Origin of the sequence: Bifidobacterium simiarum, assembly GCF_002802905.1 — a bacterium.
GTDB classification, from domain to species: domain Bacteria; phylum Actinomycetota; class Actinomycetes; order Actinomycetales; family Bifidobacteriaceae; genus Galliscardovia; species Galliscardovia simiarum.
Genome location: NZ_PEBK01000015.1, coordinates 1 through 20,478 on the forward strand (window position 1 = coordinate 1; position 20,478 = coordinate 20,478).

Genomic DNA, 20,478 nt, shown 5'->3' on the forward strand with positions numbered 1-20,478 from the left:
CATGCGACGCAATCCAACCGAATACATACGGACTCCAATCCGGACGCCGAAGCGTCCAACATTTCGTCCGCACCTCCTTTCTTGCTGCGAAATCGTCAATATCGTCTGCCATTGCGTCAGCCGGTGATTGCGGTGTTTGGCGGGGTCACCAATTGGGGTTGACGATCTGCATGGCGACGCCGTTCTCCATGATGCGGAAGCCGTGCGGTTCATAGAATGAGGCGTTCTTGCGCTCCTCGGGCATGACTTCGATGTAGAAGTAGTCGCGGTACTTGTCCTTGATCATCTCGATCATGTGGCCGGCGATGCCCTGACCCTGATACTCCGGGTCGACCAGCACGTAGTGCACGTAGGCGAGCATGGCACCGTCGTCCAGTGCACGGACAAGGCCGACCAGACGATCGTCGTCCCACGCGGAAATGACGGTGGACGATCCCATCAACGCCTGATGCAGACGCTCGGGATACTCGCCGGACACCCACCCGACCGAACGGAACAGACGCTGCGTCTGCTCCTTGGTGAACCGTCGTTCCTCGGTGTATGCAATGGCCATGACCCCTCCATTCATGGTTCGTTATTCGAATACGTCTGCCCAAGCCTAGCTCACGGGTCCGTTCTTCGGGCGGCCGTTCTCAATTTCGGGACGCCTCTAGACGGAAGCTTCTAGACTGTGGTCCAAACCATGGCGTTCATCCCGGCGGTTTCGCGCTCGGCGATGGGGGAGAGGACGTCATGTACTCTGGAAAGGTTGAATCCTCGCGGCCGCGGTTGGCGGCCGACTCCATTCACATCAAGCAGTTGTTAGGAGCAATCACATGACATCAAGCCCCCAGATCCACGAGGGCATTCTCGAACCCGGCGTCGTCAAGGTCCACAGGGGGAAGCGGCGCCTCATCGAATTCACGCATTCATCCACCAAGGCGACCCTGCTCATGGTGTTCGCCGCGCTGGCCGCGTTCGCCATCGAAAACACGCCGGCCCTGCCGTACTTCAACGAATTCTGGCAGTCCGTACACCTCGAGTTCTCGGTCGGCTCGTTCCACGCGAACATCAGTCTGGAACACTTCATCAACGATTTCCTCATGGCGTTGTTCTTCCTCATGGTCGGCCTCGAAATCAAGCATGAGATGCGGGCCGGCGAACTCACCGAACCGCGCAAGGCCGTGTTGCCCATCGTCGCGGCCGCGGGCGGCGCATTGCTGCCGGCCCTGATCTATCTGGCGGTCAACTTCGGCGGACAGTACGCCGGCGGCTGGGGCGTGCCCATGGCCAACGACATCGCCTTCTGCCTGGGCCTGCTCGCCCTGCTCGGCCGCCGTGTCCCCTCCGGACTGCGCGCCTACCTGTCCACACTCACCATCGCCGACGACATGATCGCCATCGGCGTGATCGCCCTGTTCTACACGTCGGATCTCAGCCTGCCGTGGCTGATTGCCGCCCTCGCCGCGTTCGCCCTGCTGATCGTGTTCAACCGATGCCATATCTACGATCTGCTGCCGTATCTGGCGGTCGGCTTCGTCCTGTGGGTCTGCATGCTGTTCTCCGGCGTGCACGCCACCCTTGCCGGCGTGATGCTGGCCCTCGCCGTGCCGGCCCGATCCGAAATCAAGCTCGACCGGGTGGGCGGGTGGTTCGCCCACCGTGCACGGACGGCCGAGAACCGGTACGATCCGGGCGAGCCGGACGTGGCGCAGCGCGAATACCTGCGTGAGGTGTATTCGATCCGCCGCGTCTCGCATGCCTCGATCCCGCCGACGATCCGTCTCGAGAAGCGTCTGCACACCTTCGTGTACTTCTTCGTCCTGCCGCTGTTCGCGTTCTCGAACGCCGGCGTGGTGCTTGGCGGCATGTCGTTCACCCAGATCGTGACCAGTCCGGTGGCGATCGGCGTGTTTCTGGGTCTTCTGGTGGGCAAGCCGCTCGGCATCTTCCTCTCCACATGGGTCACGGTGAAGCTGGGCGTCTCGCAGCTGCCGAAGGGCGTGCAATGGGGTCATATCGCAGGCGTATCCGCACTCGGCGGCGTGGGCTTCACCATGGCGATCTTCGTGACGAACCTCTCGTTCGCGGACCCGCAGATCGCGGCCATCGCCAAGACCGCCATTCTCGCGGCGTCCATCGTGGCCGGCGCCATCGGCTTCCTGATCCTGCGTCACGAGGCGCTGAACGCCGAACGAGACGCGTGACCGTCTCATCGTCGGGCACCCCGCTTGTCACCTTGTCACCTCATCCGTCCGGCTTCGTCGTCCACCTTCAGGCAAGAGCGGACGTCCCCATGGCCCGCGGCCCTAACTCGCCTGTCGGCTCGTCTGAGCCCTGCGAACGCCTTCGACGTCCGCATACCGGGCTCAGCCTAAGAGGAAGGCAAACATCCCGAACCCCCCGAACCCCGAAACTGTACTGCGGTACGGAACGGGGTTTGGACTTTACCATGTGAGATCACATTCACCCTGAATTGGGCTCTGCCGTCACAGTCGTTATAGTGAGGTCTCGCCGCCGAGCGAACGAACGCAGCAAGCCACAAAACACGGCACATGCGAATCGGCGGCGAATCACAATCGAACGGCACGAAAAGCAAGTGGGGGAAGGCGTTCATGCGTACGAGCGACATCTGGGTGTTCCTGGCCATGGTCCTGTATTTTGTGGCCATGCTGTCGGTGGGATTCTTCTATTCGAAACGGTCCAACTCGTCGGCCTCGCAGTATTTCGCAGGCGGCCGCGGCGTCGGTCCCTGGCTCACCGCGCTGAGCGCCGAAGCCTCCGACATGTCCGGCTGGCTGCTCATGGGACTGCCCGGCCTCGCCTACTTCACCGGCATCGCCGACGCCGGCTGGACAGCCCTCGGCCTCGCCATCGGCACCTACCTCAACTGGCGGATCGTGGCCAAGCGCCTGCGCCGCTACTCGGTGGCCGCGGGCAACGCCATCACCCTGCCCGACTTCTTCTCCAAGCGCTTCGGCGACACCCGCAACATCCTCTCCACGCTGTCGGCACTGATCATCATCGTGTTCTTCGCCGTCTACGTGGGCAGCTGCTTCGTCACCGTCGGCAAGCTGTTCGACACCCTCTTCGGCTTCGACTACCACCTGATGATGGTGCTCGGCGCGATCGTCGTGTTCCTCTACACGGTCATCGGCGGCTATCTCTCCGTTGTCGTCACCGACTTCATCCAGGGCATGCTTATGTTCTTCGCCCTCGCCGTCGTGTGCGGCGGCACGGTGATCAACGCCGGCGGCATCGATCATGTGGCCGCGTTCCTCGCCGACATCCCCGGCTATCTCAGCGCGAACCACACCGCCTCGCCGACCATCGACCCGGCCACGGGCATGCAGGCCATCCAGCACGGCGCCCCGCTGTTCGGCAGTCCCGCCGACTTCGACGTCATCACCATCGTCTCCCTGCTCGCATGGGGTCTGGGCTACTTCGGCATGCCGCAGGTGCTGGTGCGGTTCCTCTCCATCCGAGACGCCGAGGAGATCCGCCAGTCGCGCATCATCGCCACCGTGTGGGTGGTCATCTCCCTCGGCTGCGCCATCGCCATCGGCCTGTTCGGCCGCGCCATGCTGCCCGCGCAGTTCGGCACCCAGGCGGCGGCGGAAAGCGTGTTCATCGTGCTCAGCCAGATGCTGCTGCCGAGCTTCGTGTGCGGCGTGGTGGTCTCCGGCATCTTCGCCGCGTCGATGAGCTCCTCGTCCAGCTACATGATCATCGCCGGTTCCGCGGTGGCCGAGAACATCTACCGCGGCATCTTCCGCCGCAACGCCACCGACCGTCAGGTCATGTGGGTGGCGCGCGCCACCATCCTCGTGGTCTTCGTGTTCGGATGCCTCGTGGCGGCCGACCAGAACTCCTCGATCTTCCAGGTCGTCTCCTACGCGTGGGCCGGTCTGGGCGCTTCGTTCGGTCCGCTCATGCTGTTCAGCCTCTACTGGCGTCGCACCAACCGGCAGGGCGCGGTGGCCGGCATGGTCGTCGGAGCGCTCACCGTGTTCGCGTGGAACCTGTTCGTCAAGCCGCTGGGCGGCATCTTCGGCATCTACGAGCTTTTGCCCGCGTTCATCGTCTCCTCGCTCGCCATCGTGGTCGTCTCGCTGCTCACCGAGGCCCCGGCCAAGGAGATCACCGACACTTTCGATCATTACATGGATGAGGACACGAACGTGGGGGAGCTGCTCGAGGAGCACGCGATCCGCGCATAGTCGTCCGAGTCCGGGCCTCGGACTTCGCGTCCCGGCTGGCCCGGTTCGCACTGACCGACCGAGAGCTGACCGGTCCGTACCCGACGGGACTCCGGCCCGAACCCGGCAGACCCGGTCTCGTAACCGGTCTGCGCCCTTCCCGCACCCGGTTGACCCGCCCGGATGGTAGATTCGTATACTCGGTTTTCAAACGAATATCGCAAACGGATGTTTTCAACGGGCCGGCCGCCGTGTGATCGCGGTCCGGCCGTCGACGGGACGGGGAACGCGAATGATGATGAACGACGAGCCGGAAGTGATCCGACGCAGCGCCGACGAACTGCTCGCCGGACTGAACGAGCAGCAGACCGAGGCGGTGAAGTACTACGGTCCGGCCCTGCTGATCGCGGCCGGCGCCGGTTCGGGCAAGACCCGCGTGCTCACGCGCCGCATCGCCTACATCATGGGCGTGGGCGGCGTATGGCCCAGCCAGATCCTGGCCATCACCTTCACCAACAAGGCCGCCGCGGAGATGAAGCAGCGTCTGGAGACCCTGATCGGCCCGGTGGCGCAGCGCATGTGGGTCTCCACGTTCCATTCCGCCTGCGTGCGCATCCTGCGGCGCGACGGCGACAGGATCGGCCTCAAGTCCGGCTTCTCGATCTACGACACCGCCGACCAGCAGCGGCTCGTCAAGATCATCTGCACCGAGATGAACATCGACGTCAAGCGCTATACGCCGCGTTCGATCCTCGCGCGCATCTCCGACTACAAGAACAACCTGCAGGACTGGCGCACCCAGCTCAAGGAGTACGCCCCGCAGTTCAAGCCCGGCCAGCGCAATCTGAAGATGGGCAGCTTCGGCAACGTGGAGGAGCTGTACGCGTGCGTGTACGCCGAATACCAGTACCGTCTGGCCACCGCCAACGCCGTGGACTTCGACGACCTGATCATGCGTACCGTGGAGCTGCTGCACGACCATCCCGACGTGGCCGCCTACTACCATCACCGCTTCCGCTACATTCTGGTCGACGAGTATCAGGACACCAACCACGCCCAGTACGTGCTGGTGCGCGAGCTCGCCGGCGTGGACGACAAACTCACCCCGGAACCGGGCGCGGTGGGCGCGGGAAAGAACGGTCCGGCGTGGATCACCGTGGTGGGCGATTCCGACCAGTCGATCTACGCGTTCCGCGGCGCGGACATCCGCAACATCCAGGAGTTCGAGAAGGATTTCCCCAACGCCAAGACCATCATGCTGGAGCAGAACTACCGTTCCACGCAGACCATCCTCGACGCGGCCAACAAGGTGATCTCGCTCAATCCCGGCCGCAAGCCGAAGAAGCTGTGGACGGCGCTCGGCCAGGGCGACAAGATCATCGGCTACGCGGCCGACAACGCGCAGCAGGAGGCCTCGTGGATTGCCACGGAGATCGCCCGTCTGGCCGGCGAGGAGGGGTTCTCCTACGCGGACATCGCCATCATGTACCGTGCCAACGCGCAGTCGCGGTCGCTGGAGGAGGCGATGATCAACGCCGGCATCCCGTACCAGCTCGTCGGCGGCACACGGTTCTACGAGCGCCGCGAGGTCAAGGACGCGATGGCCTACCTGCAGGCGCTGGCCAATCCGGACGACGACGTGAACCTGCGCCGCATCCTCAACGTGCCCAAGCGCGGTCTGGGTGCCCGTGCGGAGGCCGTGCTCACCGACTACGCGGGCACGCACCAGACCAGCGCATGGGAGGCACTGACCCATCTGGACGCCATCGAAGGCGTGCCCACGCGCACCGCCAAGCTGCTCGGCCAGTTCCGCGACCTCATGATCGGATTGCGCGAGTTCGCGACGAACAACGACGCCAAGCCGTCCGAGATCGTGGCCGAGGTGCTCGACAAGTCCGGACTGCTCGCCGAACTGCAGCAGTCCACCGACCCGCAGGACCAGACCCGCGTCGAGAACCTCTCCCAGCTGCAGTCCACCGCGGCCGAGTTCGAACAGAACACGCCCGACGCCACGCTCAACGGGTTCCTGGAGACCACCGCGCTGGTGGCCGACAGCGATCAGCTGCCCGACGAGGGCGAGGACACCGGCAAGGTCACGCTGATGACCCTGCACACCGCCAAGGGCCTCGAATACCCGGTCGTGTTTCTCACCGGCATGGAGCAGGGCACCTTCCCGCATTCCCGTTCGATCGACAACGAAAGCGAACTGGAGGAGGAGCGCCGACTCGCCTACGTGGGCATTACGCGCGCCCGGCAGATCCTCTACGTCACGCGCGCCGCGGTCCGTTCGCAGTGGGGCCAGGCCGCCGAGATGATGCCCAGCCAGTTCCTCGACGACATCCCAGCCGACCTGATCGACTGGAAGCGCAAGGAGACCAGCACCGAGAAGATGCGCGGCGGATGGGGCGATTTCGACGATGACGACGAGTTCTCCGGATTCGAGGACTTCGGCGGATCGTCGTACGGGTCGAAGTCGTACGGTTCCGGATCGGGATGGGGGAGCGGTTCGTCGTACGGGTCGGGATCCTCCTACGGTTCCGGCTCATACGGATCGAAGTCGTACGGTTCCTCCCGCGGATCGCGGTCCTACGGATCCGATTACGGGTCGAAGTCGTATGGTTCGAAGTCGTACGGTTCCGGATCGTCCGGATCGGGCCGCAACGGCAAGGTGACCACCAAGCGGATGAAGAAGCAGCTGCTCGACTCCCTGACCTCGGCGAAGAAGAAGGCGTCGGCGACGGGATCGGCCTCCGCTGCGGAATCGTCGTCCGCCGGCGGCAACGGGCTGAACGTCGCGGACTTCCACGAAGGCGATCGCATCAGCCATGATCAGTATGGTCTGGGCAAGGTCGTCGGCGTACAGGACAAGGGCCGCAATTCGGTGATCACCGTGGACTTCGGCTCCGAAGGCGTCAAGCGACTGCTGCTGCGGGTCGCGCCGATTGAGAAGCTCTGACGTGCTGGCGGGCGCATTATATAGGACCGGGCGGGGAAGATCAAGGGTTGATTTTCCCCGCCCGTCTGTTCATAATCTCTTGCGTTTTGCCAAACGAAAGAGAGAGACCATTGAAGAACCGTATCCTCGGCGGCATCGTGCCCATCGTTCTCGGCGCCCTGATCGCCGTCGGCCCGCAGACCTTCGCCCATGTGTGCGAGGTGCATGAGGGCAAGATGCCCATGGCCTGCCATTACACCGCGCAAGCCGCGCTCGGCATCGGCATCGTCATCGCCGTGCTGGGACTGATCGCCCTGTTCGTGGACGGCCGGATTCGCGCCGGCATCAACATCGCCGTCGCCCTGCTCGGTGCGCTCGTCATCGCCGTGCCCACCGTGCTGATCGGCGTGTGCAAGGGCGCCATGATGCACTGCCATATGGTCACGCTGCCCACCCTGATCGTGCTCGGCGTGCTGACCATCGTGTTCGCCGCCATTGACGTGGCGCTGGACGCCCGCCACGCGAAGTGACGATCGGGCCCTCCGGACAATCGAAGACGGGACATCGATATGAGTGACTCACCCGCCCGACGCCGCATCACGCCGGCGTCGCTGCCGATCGAGAACCTGCGTCGGCGGCCGTTCCGAACCACTGCGCTCACCGTCGTCGTGACGATCCTGTCCGTCGCGTTCTTCGGCGGCTCCATGCTCACCCTGAACCTGAAGGAGGGTCTCGCCAGCATGGAAAGGCGTCTCGGCGCCGACCTCATGGTGGTGCCGCAGGCCACGTCATCCAAGGCCGAGGCGCTGCTGACGAACGGCAACCCCAGCACCTTCTACTTCACCAGGGACGTGGCCGGTCAGGTGTCCAAGGCCGACGGCATCGCCGAAGCCACCTCGCAGACCTACATCGCTTCGCTGGCGGCCGCCTGCTGCGACGAGAAGCTGCAGATCATCGGATTCAACCCGTCCACCGACTTCGTCATCGAACCATGGGTGGCCTCCCAGTACGACAAGACCCTGCAGCGGGGCGAGATGATCGTCGGCGCCTCGGTCAACGTGTCGGTGGACGGCACCGTCGAGCTGTACGGCCGCACCTGGCCGGTCGTCGCCCAGCTCGCCAACACCGGTACCAGCCTCGACAATTCCGCGTTCATCAGCAACGACACTGTGCCCCAGATGGTGGAGGCCAGCGCCAGGGTGTCCCATCGGGCCATGCCGAAGGAGTACGCCGACACGGCCGTCTCCTCGGTGCTGATCAAGGTGAAGGAAGGCTACGACGCGCAGACCGTGGCCGAGAACATCAAGCGGCTCAACCCCGAGTTCGCCAGCCTCGGATTCGTGTATCCCGGCGGCGTCACCGCCTCCACCAAGACCTCGCTGGACACGCTGACGGGCTATCTCGCCGTATTCATCACGGCGCTGTGGATCATGGGACTCATCGTGCTGCTCGCCGTGTTCGGCTCCTCCGTCAACGAGCGCAAGAAGGAGTTCGCCTCCCTGCGCATCATGGGCGCGACCCGCGGCATGCTGGTCGGCATCATCATCCGCGAGTCCGCGATGATCGGCCTGTTCGGCGGCGTCATCGGCGTGCTGGCCTCGTCACTGTTCATCTTCCCGTTCAGCGGATACATCGGCAACCGGCTGCAGCTGCCGTATCTGCAGGTCGGTCTGCCGGCGATCCTTGCCATGATGGCGATCACCATCGTTCTGGCCACGCTCGTCGGCATGGCGGCCTCGGTGCTGTGCGTCGTGCGGCTGGGACGCCCCGAAGCCTATCTCACGCTCAGGGAGGGGGAGTGACATGCTGCTTGACGTCAACGATCTGACCCGGGAATTCATCCGCCGCGGCAAGACGTTCGCCGCGGTCGACCACGTCAGTCTGACTCTGGATTCCGGTCAGCTCCTCGCCATCGTCGGCCGATCCGGCAACGGCAAGAGCACGCTGCTCAACATGATCTGCGGTCTGCTCCGGCCGACGTCGGGCACGGTGACGATCGACGGCGTGCGGGTCGATGTCCTGAACGACCGGGAACTGTCGCGCCTGCGCAACCGGACCATCGGCTTCGTCACGCAGGGCCAGACCCTGCTCGCCAATCTTACGGTGATCGACAATGTGATGCTGCCCGCCACGTTCTTCCCTGCGGATCCGGCATCGCATACGATATTGGATCCGCGGCCGGCGTCCACGTCCGACGATCCGATCAGGGTCCGGGCGATGGCGTTGCTCGAATCGCTCGGCGTCGCCGATCTGGCCGAAAGCTATCCGCGCGAGCTCTCCGGCGGCGAGATGCGTCGTGTCTCCATCGCCCGTGCGCTGATCAACGAGCCGAAGCTGGTGATCGCCGACGAGCCGACCGGCGATCTCGACGCGCAAAGCACCGAGATCGTCATGCGGCTGCTGCGCCGCGTGGCCGACGACGGCGCGGCCGTGCTCATGGTGACCCATGACGCCGACGCCCTGCCATACGCCGATCGCGTGTACACGATGGACGCAGGACGGCTCGCCGAACGCGACACCGCGAATCATGGTGTATGATATTGATTTTGGTGTCTGCCATCAGGCAGTCGCCGATCTGGAGCCTTAGCCCATCAATGGGTCGGCGGGATCCCTGATCCCGTTCGCGACAGGATCGCGGTCAAGCATTGGAAGAGGCCGGCTCAGCATGGAATCGACGATTCCGTGTTCCGTTCAGATAACGACAGAAAAGGAAAGAACATGACTAACGTTCAGCGTTCTCGCCGTCAGGTGCGCCTGTCCCGCGCCCTCGGCATCGCCCTGACCCCGAAGGCCCAGCGCATCTTCGAGAAGCGTCCGTACGCTCCCGGTGAGCACGGCCGCACCCGCCGCCGCACCGAGTCCGATTACGCCGTGCGTCTGCGCGAGAAGCAGCGTCTGCGCGCCCAGTACGGCATCTCTGAGAAGCAGCTGCGCGCCGCCTACGAGAAGGGCACCCACGAGGCCGGCCAGACCGGTAACGCCATGCTGCGTGACCTCGAGTCCCGTCTCGACGCCCTGGTGCTGCGCTCCGGCTTCGCCCGTACCACCGCTCAGGCCCGTCAGTTCGTCGTCCACGGCCACATTCTGGTCGACGGCAACAAGGTCGATCGTCCGAGCTACCACGTCAAGCCCGGCCAGACCATTCAGGTTCGTCCGAAGAGCCAGACCATGGTTCCGTTCCAGATCGCCGCTGAAGGCGTGCACCGCGATGTGCTGCCCGCCGTTCCGGGCTACCTGGACGTTGACCTGGCCTCGCTGAAGGCCACCCTCACCCGCAAGCCGGAGGTCGAGGAGATCCCGGTGCAGGTGAACATCCAGTACGTGGTCGAGTTCTACGCTCGCTGATCCCACGGGATTCACTGGCTTTTGCCGACCCCGCGACAATGGCGTTCCGCCGTGTCGCGGGGTTTTCGTTTGAGAGAAGCATTCTTTCCTGTTGTTCCCGGCTTCCCTCCGATCATGCCGAACAGCAGGACCATGACTCCCCGGCGCACGTACGCCGCGCTTCCGACGCGGCCGTGCGCCAGATGAACCAGAGAGGCATCATCCATGACATCGGCAGCATACGATCGCAATCAGAACAGAAACAACATCACCCTCCGTCTCGTGGGGTCCATCGTCGCCACCGGCGCACTGGCCTTCGTCGGCATCCTCACCGAAACGATGATGAACGTCATCTTCCCCCACCTGATGAGGGAATTCTCCATCGACGCGGCCACCGTGCAGTGGGTCACGACCGCGTACCTGCTCGTCGTGGCGGCCACCATCCCGCTCTCCGCGTTCCTCAAGCGTCGGTTCACCTACAAGGCCGTGTTCTCCGCGGCCTGCGTGCTCGCCATCATCGGCTCCCTGCTGGCCTTCTGGTCGCCCAACTTCGCCGTACTCATCGTCGCGCGCGTCGTGCAGGGCGTCGCCACCGGCACCGGCATGCCGCTGATGTTCAACGTGATCCTCGAACAGTCCCCGCGCACCAAGATCGGCATGCTCATGGGCTACGGCAATCTCGTCGTGGCGCTGGCCCCGGCCCTCGGCCCCTCGTTCGGCGGCATCGTCACCACGTTCATGCCGTGGCGCGAATCCTTCCTCATCATCATCGCCCTGCTCGTGCTGATCTTCATCCTCGGCGTCGTCTCCCTGCGCCAGTTCGTGCCCACCGAGAAGACGTCGCTCAACCCCGGCCACGTCGTGCTCATCGCCCTCGGCTTCACCGGTCTGCTCTACGGCGTCGAACAGGCCGGTCTGGTCGTCCAGCATGTCTTCGCCGGCACCGCCGTCGGCCTCACACCCGTCATCGCCATCGTCTCCCTGGCGGTGGGCGTCGTCTGCGTGCTGGCCTTCTACTGGCGTCAGCGTCGCTCCGAACGACCCCTGATGAACCTCACGGTGCTCGCCGACCCGTCGCTGCGCTGGCATCTGGTCTCCCTGGTGCTGCTGCAGTTCGTCATGCTGGGCATCTCCTTCACCGTGCCGAACTTCGTGCAGATGGGTCTCGGCGCCACGTCGATGATCGCCGGATTCGTGATCCTGCCCGGCGCGCTGCTCGGTGCGTTCTGCGCCCCGGCCGGCGGTACGCTGCTCGACCGCAAGGGCGCCCGTCTGCCGGTGACCATCGGACTGTCCTTCGCGTTCCTCGGCCTGCTGCTGCAGGGCCTGTTCGCCCACCATCTCACCCCGTTGGCGGTGGCCTGCCTGCATGTGGTGTACGTGTTCGGCTACAGCTTCACCTACTCCAACGTGTTCACCGACGGCCTGAAGAACGTCGCGCCGCAGCTCAAGGCCGACGGCAACGCCGTGTTCAACACCTGCCAGCAGTTCGGATGCGCCCTCGGCACCGCGGTGCTCGCCACGGTGATGTCGGTCTACCAGCATCTGGGCATGAACGCCGGACTGAGCGAGGCCGTGTCGACGTCCAACGGCGCGCAGACCGGATACTTCGTCATGGCCGCCGCGATCGCGATCACCGCGCTGTGCATGGCACGCGCGTTCGCCCTCGACGCGCTCGACGCGAGGGGAGTCGCTTCGGGCACGCCGGCTGATCCACGAAACTAGAGGATCCGGTACATGTCGCCGCGCTGGGTGATGAACATGCCCGCGCGGCGCAGCTTCCTCGTCAGGTGGTACATCGTCGATTCCATGGCGTCCCGCTGCTCGAACACGCCGCGGCCGAACACCGATTCCAGCAGCTCGTCGAACGAGAGGAACCGTCCGTTCGCCCGGATCAGCGTCTCCAGCGTGGCGTATTCGCGGGGGGAGAGGGGGATCGGGTCCTTGCCGTCGCCGTAGAACGCCTGCCGCTTCGCCAGATTGAGCGTCAGGTTGCCGTGGCTGATCAGCGTCGAGGAACGCTGCCCGTCCGCCCCGCACAGCAGGGCGATGTGCGAAAGCAGCTGGGCTTTCGAGAATGGCTTTGGCAGCACCGCGTGGATGTCGTGCCGACGGGCCATCTGCGTGACCAGCGCCTCGCTGGCCGTCCATCGCGCGCCGGGCGCGGCGGGGGTCTTCTCCTCTGGCTGCTCGCTCTTGCGGAACGACGGGGTGGTCAGATACAGCACCTTCGTATGACCGTCGAGGCGCTGGAGCATGCTCGTCAGTTCGGTGGAGGAGAGTCCCCGCAATTCGTCGTCGAGAATCACCAGATCGAAGGGGTGGGCCTGAATCGCCTTCCTGACGTCATCATGGGTGGGAGAAACGGCCACCTCATGCCCTTCGCCGTCAAGCGTTCGTTCGAGCACCCGCGCCATCGTCGCGTTCGGCACGGCCAGCAGAATCCTCATATCATCTCCCATCTCGGGTTCAGGTCAAGGATAGTCCTTCGCTAAGATGTGTAGCGGAAAACGATCGGTTTCACATTGCAGGGGAGCATCGATGATCAACGAAGTGGTGATGGTACGTCACGGCCGCACATCCTACAATCTGGCCAGACGGCTTCAGGGCCAGATCGACGTGCCGCTCGACATCGTCGGTCAGTGGCAGGCCGACCAGACCGGCTACGAACTGGCCTCCCGCTACTACTGGGCCAAGGTGAGCCACATCGCCGCGAATCCGGAGCTGCTGGCCCAGCCCGGTCCCAGTGCGGCCAAGCGCAGCGACATCGAGGAGTACCGCAACGCGCCGGCCGCCGGCCGCCGTCTGCTGGTGATGTCGTCCGACCTGTTCCGCGCGCAGCAGACCGCCCACGCCTTCGCCGACCTGCTCGGCCTGCCCGTCACGCTTGACGAGCGTCTGCGCGAACGCAGCTTCGGCCGCTGGGAGGGCCTGACCCGCCCCGAGGTGTGCGCGATGGATGCCGAGGCCTACGCCTCGTGGAGGGCCCACACCGGCGGCGAGCTCAAGTACGGCGTGGAAAGCCGCGAGGCATGCGGCCGTCGCGGAGCCGACGCGCTGAACGACATCCTTGCGGGGCAGCGCGGCGACGACATCGACACCACGCTGGTGATCGTCAGCCACGGATCCTGGATCGTGGCCACCATCGCCACGCTGCTCGGCATCGATCCGGACGGGCTGAGCGGACTGGGCGCCATGCGCAACGCCTTCTGGTCGCGCCTGACCCCGACCCCGCGCGAGGACGGCACGGTGACCTGGATGCTCGACGAATACGACACCGGTCCCCGCGTCGCCGGGGTCATGGACTGGGAGAACGGCCCGGCGGAACTGCGGGCCGAGGGCATGCCGAAGTGGAAGCCGATCCCCGACGTCAAGGCGCCGTCGTCCATGTAGTTCCATCAACGTTCCATCAATGTTCCATCAACCCGTGGTGCCATAATCGGGAGATATGACGCTACATCTGCATCTCGTCCGCCACGGGCAGACCTATTTCAACCGCTACAACCGTCTGCAGGGATGGTCGAACTCCCCGCTGACCGAATCCGGCATCGCCGACGCCGTCAAGGCCGGTCACAAGCTCGAATCCCTCGACTTCGCCGCCGCCTACTGCTCGGACACCACCCGCGCCGAACAGACCGCGCATACGGTGCTCGACATCAACGAGGCCGCGGGCCACGCCCGTCCGTCCCTGACGGTGGACATGCACTTCCGCGAGCAGTTCTACGGCTACTACGAGGGCCTCGACATGGCGATGGCTTGGTACGCGGCCGGCGCCCCGCACGGCGCGAAGACCTACAACGAGATCGTCAGCCGTTTCGGCCTCGCCGCCACCAAGGATTTCCTCAAGCAGGCCGACCCGTTCCACGACGCCGAAAGCGAGGAGGAGTACTGGACCCGCGTGGAGGGAGGCTTCCGCATCATCGCCGACGACGATCGGCTCAAGGACGGCGACGATGTGCTGGTGATCTCGCATGGCAACACCCTGCTGAGCCTGATGCACCGGTTCGCTCCCGAAGGCTACGACCTGAGCGAGCGTCCGGCCAACGGCAGCGTGACCGTACTGGACTACGATCCCTCCAGGCCTCTTGACGACGGTGGAATCACCATCGTTTCCTACAACCGGTGACACGGTGCTGTGGTAGCCTAAGAGGTTGTATTGCGTCCGGGAATGGTGACGCCGTAGCAGGCGCCGCCGGAAAAGAGGTATCACAATGGATATCGGGCAGATCGCCGGCCTGATCGCGGCCATTGCGTTCGCGATTCTCGCGGGATTCATGATTTATCCGCTCATCCGGCTCGGCAAGCTGTTCGACCAGATCGCCGAAACCGTGAAGGATACCGGCGACCACGCCATTCCCGCGCTCGACGAGGGCGTGTCCACCGTGCAGAAGGTGAACCAGTCGCTCGACGACGTCAACGCCATCTCCGACGCCGCCCAGCGCTCCGCTACGAACATCGGCGCGCTGACTGACCTGTACGGATCGTTCGTCGGCAAGCCAGTGATCAAGGCCGCATCCGCCGTATGGGCGGTGAAGGCCACGGCGCAGGACTTCCTGAACAAGCGGGCCGCCGGATCATCCGACACATTCGCGGATGCGGATGCCTCCGTGCCCGCGGCCGGCGTGACCAGGGCGGATGCGGCGAAGGGCGCGGACGCTCCGAAGACCGCGAAGACCGCCAAGACCGCGACGAAGGGACGGTGACATGTTCAAACGACTGCTCTGGATCTCCGTCGGCGTCGGCATCGGCGTGATGGCGGTGACGAAGGCCCAGGCCTACGTGAAGGCCCACACCCCCGAACCGGCACGACAGTTCGTGTTCGGCCCCGACGAGGAGCAGCCGCCGATCACCCTGCAGACCGTGCAGGCGCTGTTCGACGACTTCCAGCGCCATCGTCGCGCCCGCGAGGCCGAGCTCAACGACCAGTACCTCGACAGCACCGCCCGATAACGGGCGTTCGGCGCCGGTGACGCCACCGTCCTACGGGACCATCACCGCCCCAGGGCCGTCACCGGCCAATACCGACCAGCACTGACCCTCACATCAGTTTTCCAGTTTTCCACGTTTCCACGTCACAGGAAGCGACAGCAGAGAAATTCCAAAGGAGCCGCACTCTCATGCGCACATCGGAAATCGCGAAGCGATACCTCGATTACTTCAAGGCCCACGACCACATGGTCGTGCCTTCGGCATCGCTGATCTCGCCGAACCCCACCACCCTGTTCACCATCGCCGGCATGGTGCCGTTCATCCCGTACCTCATGGGTGAGCAGACCGCGCCCCACCCGCGCATGGCCAGCAACCAGAAGTGCGTGCGCACCCTCGACATCGACGAGGTCGGCAAGACCACCCGCCACGGCACCTTCTTCCAGATGCTGGGCAACTTCTCCTTCGGCGACTACTTCAAGGAGGAGGCCATCCACTACGCCTACGAGCTGCTGACCAGCCCGCAGAGCAAGGGCGGCTACGGCTTCGACCCGGAGAAGCTGTGGATGACCACCTTCACCGACGACGAGGAAGCCCGTTCGATGTGGAAGAACGAGGGCGTGGACCCCGAGCACATCCAGATCATGGGCATGGAGGACAACTTTTGGACCACCGGTGGCCCCGGGCCCGGCGGCCCCTGCTCCGAGATCTACGTGGACCGCGGCCCCGAGTTCGGCGTCGAGGGCGGCCCGATCGCCGATGAGAACCGTTACATCGAGATCTGGGACCTCGTGTTCGAGAACTACGAGGTCGACAACGTCAAGTCCAAGACCGACCTGCACATCGTCGGCGAGCTCGAGAACAAGAACATCGATACCGGTGCCGGCCTCGAGCGTCTGGCCTACCTGATGCAGGGCAAGAACAACATCTACGAGACCGACGAGGTGTACCCGGTCATCGAGGCCGCCGAGAAGCTTTCCGGCCGCAAGTACGGCGAGGACGCCGCCGCCGACGTGAAGTTCCGCGTGGTGGCCGACCACGTGCGCTCCGCCCTGATGATCATGAGCGACGGCGTGCGCCCCAGCAACAACGGCCGCGGCTACGTGCTGCGCCGCCTGCTGCGCCGCACCGTGCAGGCCATGCGCGTGCTCGGCGTGAACGATCCGGTGCTGCCCACCCTGTTCCCCACCTCCAAGACCGCCATGGAGGCCACCTACCCGGAGCTCAACAAGACGTTCCACGAGGTCTCCGAATCCGCGTACGGCGAGGAGGACGCCTTCCGCCGCACCTTGGAGAACGGCATCGCGATCCTCGACGTGGCCGTGAACAAGGCCAAGAAGAGCGGCAGCGAATCCGTGTCCGGCGAGGACGCGTTCACCCTGCACGACACCTACGGCTTCCCGATCGAGCTGACCCTCGAAATGGCCGCCGACCAGGGCGTGAAGGTCGATGAGAACAAGTTCCGCGAGCTGATGGCCGAGCAGAAGTCCCGCGCCCGTGCGGACGCGCTGAAGAAGCGCCACAACGTCGATCTTTCCGTGTACGACGACTTCAAGAAGACGCTGGCCAAGCCCATCGACTTCCTCGGTTACACCGACTACTCCAGCCGCTCCAAGGTGATCGGCATCATGCAGGAGGGCAAGGGCTCCGTGCCCGCCGTCACCGCCCCCGCCACGGTGGAGGTGATCCTCGACCGCACCCCGTTCTACGCGGAGGCCGGCGGCCAGCTCGCCGATCAGGGCGAGATCCTCTCCGACGACGGCGCGGTGCTCGAGGTCGACGACGTGCAGAAGCCGATCAAGGACCTCATCGTGCACCAGTGCCGCCTGACCGAGGGCACGCTGGTCGTGGGCGCCGAGGCGAACGCCAGCATCGACCTGAAGCGCCGCGGCGCCATCGCCCGCTCGCACACCGCCACGCACATGGTGCACAAGGCGCTGCGCGAGGAGCTCGGCCCGCAGGCCACCCAGCGCGGTTCCGAGGACGCCCCGAACCGTCTGCGCTTCGACTTCCAGTGGTCCAGCGCGCCCAGCAAGGACGTGATGAACGTGGTCGAGGCCCGCGTGAACGACCGTCTGCGCGACAACCTCGCCGTGACCACCCAGGAGATGAAGTTCGACGACGCCATCGCGCTCGGCGCCATGCACCTGTTCGGCGAGAAGTACGGCGACATCGTGCGCGTGGTCTCCATCGGCGAGGACGGCTGGAGCCGCGAGCTGTGCGGCGGCACCCACGTCGACCACGTCGGCAAGATCGGCGCGGTGTCGATCATGTCCGAAGCCTCCATCGGCTCCGGCGTGCGACGCGTCGACGCCGTCGTCGGTCAGGGCGCCTACGAGTACAACGCCCGTGAGCACGCGCTGGTCTCCCAGCTGTCCGACAAGCTCAACGCCCGTCCCGACGAGCTGGCCGAGCGCGTCAACGCGCTGCTCGCCAAGCTCAAGGAGTCCGACCGCCGTCTGGCTTCCATGTACGAAGGCAACCTCACCGCGCAGGTGCCGCAGATCGTCGAGCAGGCCAAGGCCAGCACCGACGACGTGGCGGTGGCCTCCAAGAACGTCGGCCGCTTCGGCAGCGTCGACGCGCTGCGCAAGTCGGTGATGGACATCCGCTCTCGTCTCGGCGAATCCCGACCCGTGGTCGTGGCCCTCGCCGGCGAAGGCGAGAACGGCAACCCCGTGATCATCGTGGCAGCCAATGGTGCCGCGCGCGACAAGGGCCTCAAGGCCGGCGACCTCGTGCGCACCGCGTCCAAGGTGCTCGGCGGTGGCGGCGGTGGCAAGCCCGACTTCGCCCAGGGCGGCGGTCAGGACGCCGCCAAGATCGACGAGGCGCTGTCCGGCCTGAAAGCCCAGGTGCTGGGACGCTGAGCGACACCGACCGAACCTGAAAGGGGAAAGTATTGTCCCACTGGCTAGGTGTGGATCTTGGCAATGCCCGGGTCGGACTGGCGATGTCCGACCCGGAGCTCACCTTCGCGCATCCCGAAGGCAACGTCGTGGTGCGCGGGGATTACTTCCAGGCGCTGTACGAGGTATCCGACTTCATCGAGGACCATGACGTGGACCACGTGGTGGTCGGATACCCGTTGCTGCTCGACGGCACCGAGGGCAAAAGCGCGAAGAAGGCCCGTCGATGGGCCAAGGCGCTGTCCCGGCAGCTCGACTCGAGGCAATTGGCCGTCACGGTAGAATTGTTGGACGAGCGCATGACCACGGTTTCGGCGCATCGGCAGCTGTCCGAGGCGGGGCTGTCCATGAGGTCGCATCGACCGAACGTGGATCAGCAGTCCGCGGTGGTGCTGCTGCAGGCGGCACTGGACGCCGCGGCGTGCAAGAAGACGGCTTCCGTTGGGTTGGAGGGCTGATGGCCGACGATATGCAGGAGTTTTTCGCGGACAACGCGCAGTGGGTCGGTCAGGGGGAGTCCACTCCCGTGCTGGATCCGAACCGTCCGCCGCGTCCGCCGAGGTCCCGCAAGGACATGCGTCGCTCCCGCCGCAAGAAGCAGTGGGCCCGCAGGATGCGGGTGATCGTCGCCGTCGTGCTGCTGGCGATCGTCGCGTTCGGCGGCTGGTTCGCCTATTCGAAGATCAGCGGCATCCGCGGCGCCGTGCAGCAGCAGCGCGTTCAGGCGGCGGACTACCCGGGTCCCGGCACCGGCGACGTGCAGTTCACCGTGGAAACGGGTGACGACAGCGTGCACATCGGCGACAACCTCGAGAAGGCCGGCATCGTGAAGTCCTCCGAGGCCTTCCAGCAGGCGGTGGTGAACGCCGGACTCGAGAGCCAGCTGCAGCCGGGAACCTTCGAGCTGAAGTACCGCATGAACGCCGAGGCGGTGGTGAAGATCCTCACCGACTCCACCAAGGCCGGCGGGTTCCTCGTGGTCAATCCGGGGGAGCGGGCCAGTGCCGTGATCAACCAGGCCGCCGAGATCTCCGGCATCGACAAGTCGGAATTCCAGAAGATCGTCAATGCCAAGGGGCAGGGCATCCTGCCCGCGGAGGCGAACGGCAACTTCGAGGGATGGCTGGAACCCGGCAACTACAACGTCAAGGGGAAGAAGTCGGCTTCGGCGATCCTCAAGGACATGGTGGACAAGCGCATCGAGAAGCTCGACTCGCTCGGCGTGCCCACGGGCAGCCAGCGCGAGCGGGTGCTGATCATCGCCTCCATCGTGGAGGGCGAGGTGAACCGCGACGAATACTACGCCAAGGTGTCACGCGTCATCGAGAACCGACTGGCGAAGAACATGACCCTGGGCATGGACTCCACCGTGGCGTATGGCGCCAACGTGGCGCCGCGCGCCCTGACGAACGCGATGCTGAACAATGCTTCGAACAAGTACAACACGCGCATCAACAAGGGTCTGCCGCCGACGCCGATCAACCAGCCGGGCGACTCCGCCATCACGGCGGCGATGAACCCGGAACCGGGGGACTGGCTGTACTTCGTGACGGTGAATCTCGACACCGGCGAGACGAAGTTCGCCACGACCGCGGCCGAGCACGAGCAGTACAAGAAGGAGTACGAGCAGTGGGAGGCCTCCCACTGACATCGGGTCTGCTGACGGCATCCACGGTCGGCTGACTCGGCTACAGCGCCAACGCCTGCAATGCCATGGCCAGCAGACCGCCGGCCACGATCGCCGGGGCGAAGGGAATCGAATCCCCGCCCCGGCGTTTGCATATCCACAGCATGCCGAGGCCGATCATCCCCATCAGCAGCCACCAGACGGCCACGGTCTGCACGCCGAAGGATCCGACCGCCAGACCGACGAGCAGCGTGCACGTCACGTCGCCGAACCCCAGATGACCAGGCTTGAGCAGTCCCAGCGCCAGTTGAATCGCCGCGCACAGCAACGCCAGTCCGACCGACATGGCGAGCACCGTCCACCGACCGGTCCGCATGCACCAGATCGCGGTGGCGATCAGCTGGGCCGCGGACCCGACCGCCACCACCGTCACCGGCACCCGGCGTGTCCATATATCGGTACACGCCACCACCAATCCCGCGACTACGCTAGGAATAAGAAAAAGATACGGCATACCCGTACAATGTATTCCGTTTTTTGGGAACGACAGGCCGGTTTCGGCCGAACAGACGAAGGAGC

18 protein-coding genes are annotated in these 20,478 nt (G+C 64.9%); 15 read left to right on the forward strand and 3 right to left on the reverse strand.

The features are described 5' to 3' along the window. Positions 1–145: 145 nt before the first annotated feature. Complete coding sequence (locus CSQ87_RS10485) at positions 146–553, reverse strand: GNAT family N-acetyltransferase (protein WP_100513826.1); 408 nt, start codon at positions 551–553, stop codon at positions 146–148. Positions 554–815: 262 nt separating this feature from the next. Between CSQ87_RS10485 and nhaA the strand changes: the two genes are divergently transcribed. The 8 genes from nhaA to CSQ87_RS10525 all read left to right on the forward strand — a co-directional run bounded on the left by nhaA (position 816) and on the right by CSQ87_RS10525 (position 12,162). Then, positions 816–2,186: a Na+/H+ antiporter NhaA gene (gene nhaA / locus CSQ87_RS10490; protein WP_100513827.1), complete on the forward strand. Its 1,371-nt coding sequence runs from the start codon at positions 816–818 to the stop codon at positions 2,184–2,186. A 408-nt stretch (positions 2,187–2,594) separates the two neighbouring features. Beyond that, positions 2,595–4,199, forward strand: a complete 1,605-nt coding sequence (putP, locus tag CSQ87_RS10495; RefSeq protein WP_100513847.1) for a sodium/proline symporter PutP — start codon at positions 2,595–2,597, stop codon at positions 4,197–4,199. 277 nt (positions 4,200–4,476) lie between these two features. Next, positions 4,477–7,134 carry a UvrD-helicase domain-containing protein gene (locus CSQ87_RS10500; RefSeq protein WP_100513848.1) on the forward strand — a complete coding sequence of 886 codons (2,658 nt, stop codon included), beginning with the start codon at positions 4,477–4,479 and terminating at the stop codon, positions 7,132–7,134. Positions 7,135–7,244: 110 nt separating this feature from the next. Next, a complete protein-coding gene (locus CSQ87_RS10505; RefSeq protein WP_100513828.1) occupies positions 7,245–7,643 on the forward strand; it encodes a DUF4418 family protein in 399 nt (132 codons plus the stop codon). 39 nt (positions 7,644–7,682) lie between these two features. Next, positions 7,683–8,915 carry an ABC transporter permease gene (locus CSQ87_RS10510; protein WP_100513829.1) on the forward strand — a complete coding sequence of 411 codons (1,233 nt, stop codon included), beginning with the start codon at positions 7,683–7,685 and terminating at the stop codon, positions 8,913–8,915. Between the two features lies 1 nt (position 8,916). Next, positions 8,917–9,651, forward strand: a complete 735-nt coding sequence (locus CSQ87_RS10515) for an ABC transporter ATP-binding protein (protein ID WP_100513830.1) — start codon at positions 8,917–8,919, stop codon at positions 9,649–9,651. A 180-nt stretch (positions 9,652–9,831) separates the two neighbouring features. Further along, positions 9,832–10,458 carry a 30S ribosomal protein S4 gene (gene rpsD, locus CSQ87_RS10520; RefSeq protein WP_100513831.1) on the forward strand — a complete coding sequence of 209 codons (627 nt, stop codon included), beginning with the start codon at positions 9,832–9,834 and terminating at the stop codon, positions 10,456–10,458. Between the two features lie 204 nt (positions 10,459–10,662). Beyond that, on the forward strand, positions 10,663–12,162 hold the full coding sequence (locus tag CSQ87_RS10525) for an MFS transporter (protein ID WP_100513832.1): 1,500 nt from the start codon (positions 10,663–10,665) through the stop codon (positions 12,160–12,162). Here CSQ87_RS10525 and CSQ87_RS10530 read toward each other — a convergent pair. Beyond that, the gene (locus tag CSQ87_RS10530) at positions 12,159–12,887 is read right to left on the reverse strand and encodes a response regulator transcription factor (RefSeq protein WP_243388917.1); all 729 of its coding nucleotides are present in this window, start codon (positions 12,885–12,887) and stop codon (positions 12,159–12,161) included. The two genes, CSQ87_RS10525 and CSQ87_RS10530, sit on opposite strands and share 4 nt — an antisense overlap. Positions 12,888–12,978: 91 nt before the next feature. On the opposite strand from CSQ87_RS10530, the gene CSQ87_RS10535 reads away from it, so the two are divergent. The 7 genes from CSQ87_RS10535 to mltG all read left to right on the forward strand — a co-directional run bounded on the left by CSQ87_RS10535 (position 12,979) and on the right by mltG (position 19,920). Next, the gene (locus CSQ87_RS10535) at positions 12,979–13,830 is read left to right on the forward strand and encodes a histidine phosphatase family protein (protein WP_100513833.1); all 852 of its coding nucleotides are present in this window, start codon (positions 12,979–12,981) and stop codon (positions 13,828–13,830) included. Between the two features lie 55 nt (positions 13,831–13,885). Further along, on the forward strand, positions 13,886–14,563 hold the full coding sequence (locus CSQ87_RS10540) for a histidine phosphatase family protein (RefSeq protein WP_100513834.1): 678 nt from the start codon (positions 13,886–13,888) through the stop codon (positions 14,561–14,563). Between the two features lie 85 nt (positions 14,564–14,648). Continuing rightward, positions 14,649–15,140 (forward strand): DUF948 domain-containing protein, encoded by a 492-nt coding sequence (locus CSQ87_RS10545; protein ID WP_100513835.1) that lies wholly within the window; start codon positions 14,649–14,651, stop codon positions 15,138–15,140. A gap of 1 nt (position 15,141) precedes the next feature. Then, complete coding sequence (locus CSQ87_RS10550) at positions 15,142–15,387, forward strand: hypothetical protein (RefSeq protein WP_100513836.1); 246 nt, start codon at positions 15,142–15,144, stop codon at positions 15,385–15,387. A gap of 167 nt (positions 15,388–15,554) precedes the next feature. Continuing rightward, positions 15,555–18,233 (forward strand): alanine--tRNA ligase, encoded by a 2,679-nt coding sequence (gene alaS / locus CSQ87_RS10555; protein WP_100513837.1) that lies wholly within the window; start codon positions 15,555–15,557, stop codon positions 18,231–18,233. Positions 18,234–18,316: 83 nt separating this feature from the next. Beyond that, positions 18,317–18,730: a Holliday junction resolvase RuvX gene (gene ruvX, locus CSQ87_RS10560; RefSeq protein WP_243388919.1), complete on the forward strand. Its 414-nt coding sequence runs from the start codon at positions 18,317–18,319 to the stop codon at positions 18,728–18,730. Beyond that, positions 18,730–19,920 carry an endolytic transglycosylase MltG gene (gene mltG, locus CSQ87_RS10565; protein WP_100513839.1) on the forward strand — a complete coding sequence of 397 codons (1,191 nt, stop codon included), beginning with the start codon at positions 18,730–18,732 and terminating at the stop codon, positions 19,918–19,920. Before ruvX ends, mltG begins: the two co-directional genes overlap by 1 nt. Positions 19,921–19,960: 40 nt before the next feature. On the opposite strand, the gene CSQ87_RS10570 is transcribed toward mltG, so the two are convergent. Further along, the gene (locus CSQ87_RS10570; RefSeq protein WP_100513840.1) at positions 19,961–20,338 is read right to left on the reverse strand and encodes a peptidase A24; all 378 of its coding nucleotides are present in this window, start codon (positions 20,336–20,338) and stop codon (positions 19,961–19,963) included. Between the last annotated feature and the right edge of the window lie 140 nt (positions 20,339–20,478).

Excerpts from the sequence above, each read along its gene's own strand:
- CSQ87_RS10485 (WP_100513826.1), bottom strand. The coding sequence starts at position 553 with ATGGCCATTGCATACACCGAGGAACGACGGTTCACCAAGGAGCAGACG.
- nhaA (WP_100513827.1), top strand. The coding sequence starts at position 816 with ATGACATCAAGCCCCCAGATCCACGAGGGCATTCTCGAACCCGGCGTC.
- putP (WP_100513847.1), top strand. The coding sequence starts at position 2,595 with ATGCGTACGAGCGACATCTGGGTGTTCCTGGCCATGGTCCTGTATTTT.
- CSQ87_RS10500 (WP_100513848.1), top strand. The coding sequence starts at position 4,477 with ATGAACGACGAGCCGGAAGTGATCCGACGCAGCGCCGACGAACTGCTC.
- CSQ87_RS10510 (WP_100513829.1), top strand. The coding sequence starts at position 7,683 with ATGAGTGACTCACCCGCCCGACGCCGCATCACGCCGGCGTCGCTGCCG.
- CSQ87_RS10515 (WP_100513830.1), top strand. The coding sequence starts at position 8,917 with ATGCTGCTTGACGTCAACGATCTGACCCGGGAATTCATCCGCCGCGGC.
- rpsD (WP_100513831.1), top strand. The coding sequence starts at position 9,832 with ATGACTAACGTTCAGCGTTCTCGCCGTCAGGTGCGCCTGTCCCGCGCC.
- CSQ87_RS10525 (WP_100513832.1), top strand. The coding sequence starts at position 10,663 with ATGACATCGGCAGCATACGATCGCAATCAGAACAGAAACAACATCACC.
- CSQ87_RS10530 (WP_243388917.1), bottom strand. The coding sequence starts at position 12,887 with ATGAGGATTCTGCTGGCCGTGCCGAACGCGACGATGGCGCGGGTGCTC.
- CSQ87_RS10535 (WP_100513833.1), top strand. The coding sequence starts at position 12,979 with ATGATCAACGAAGTGGTGATGGTACGTCACGGCCGCACATCCTACAAT.
- CSQ87_RS10540 (WP_100513834.1), top strand. The coding sequence starts at position 13,886 with ATGACGCTACATCTGCATCTCGTCCGCCACGGGCAGACCTATTTCAAC.
- CSQ87_RS10545 (WP_100513835.1), top strand. The coding sequence starts at position 14,649 with ATGGATATCGGGCAGATCGCCGGCCTGATCGCGGCCATTGCGTTCGCG.
- CSQ87_RS10550 (WP_100513836.1), top strand. The coding sequence starts at position 15,142 with ATGTTCAAACGACTGCTCTGGATCTCCGTCGGCGTCGGCATCGGCGTG.
- alaS (WP_100513837.1), top strand. The coding sequence starts at position 15,555 with ATGCGCACATCGGAAATCGCGAAGCGATACCTCGATTACTTCAAGGCC.
- ruvX (WP_243388919.1), top strand. The coding sequence starts at position 18,317 with ATGTCCGACCCGGAGCTCACCTTCGCGCATCCCGAAGGCAACGTCGTG.
- mltG (WP_100513839.1), top strand. The coding sequence starts at position 18,730 with ATGGCCGACGATATGCAGGAGTTTTTCGCGGACAACGCGCAGTGGGTC.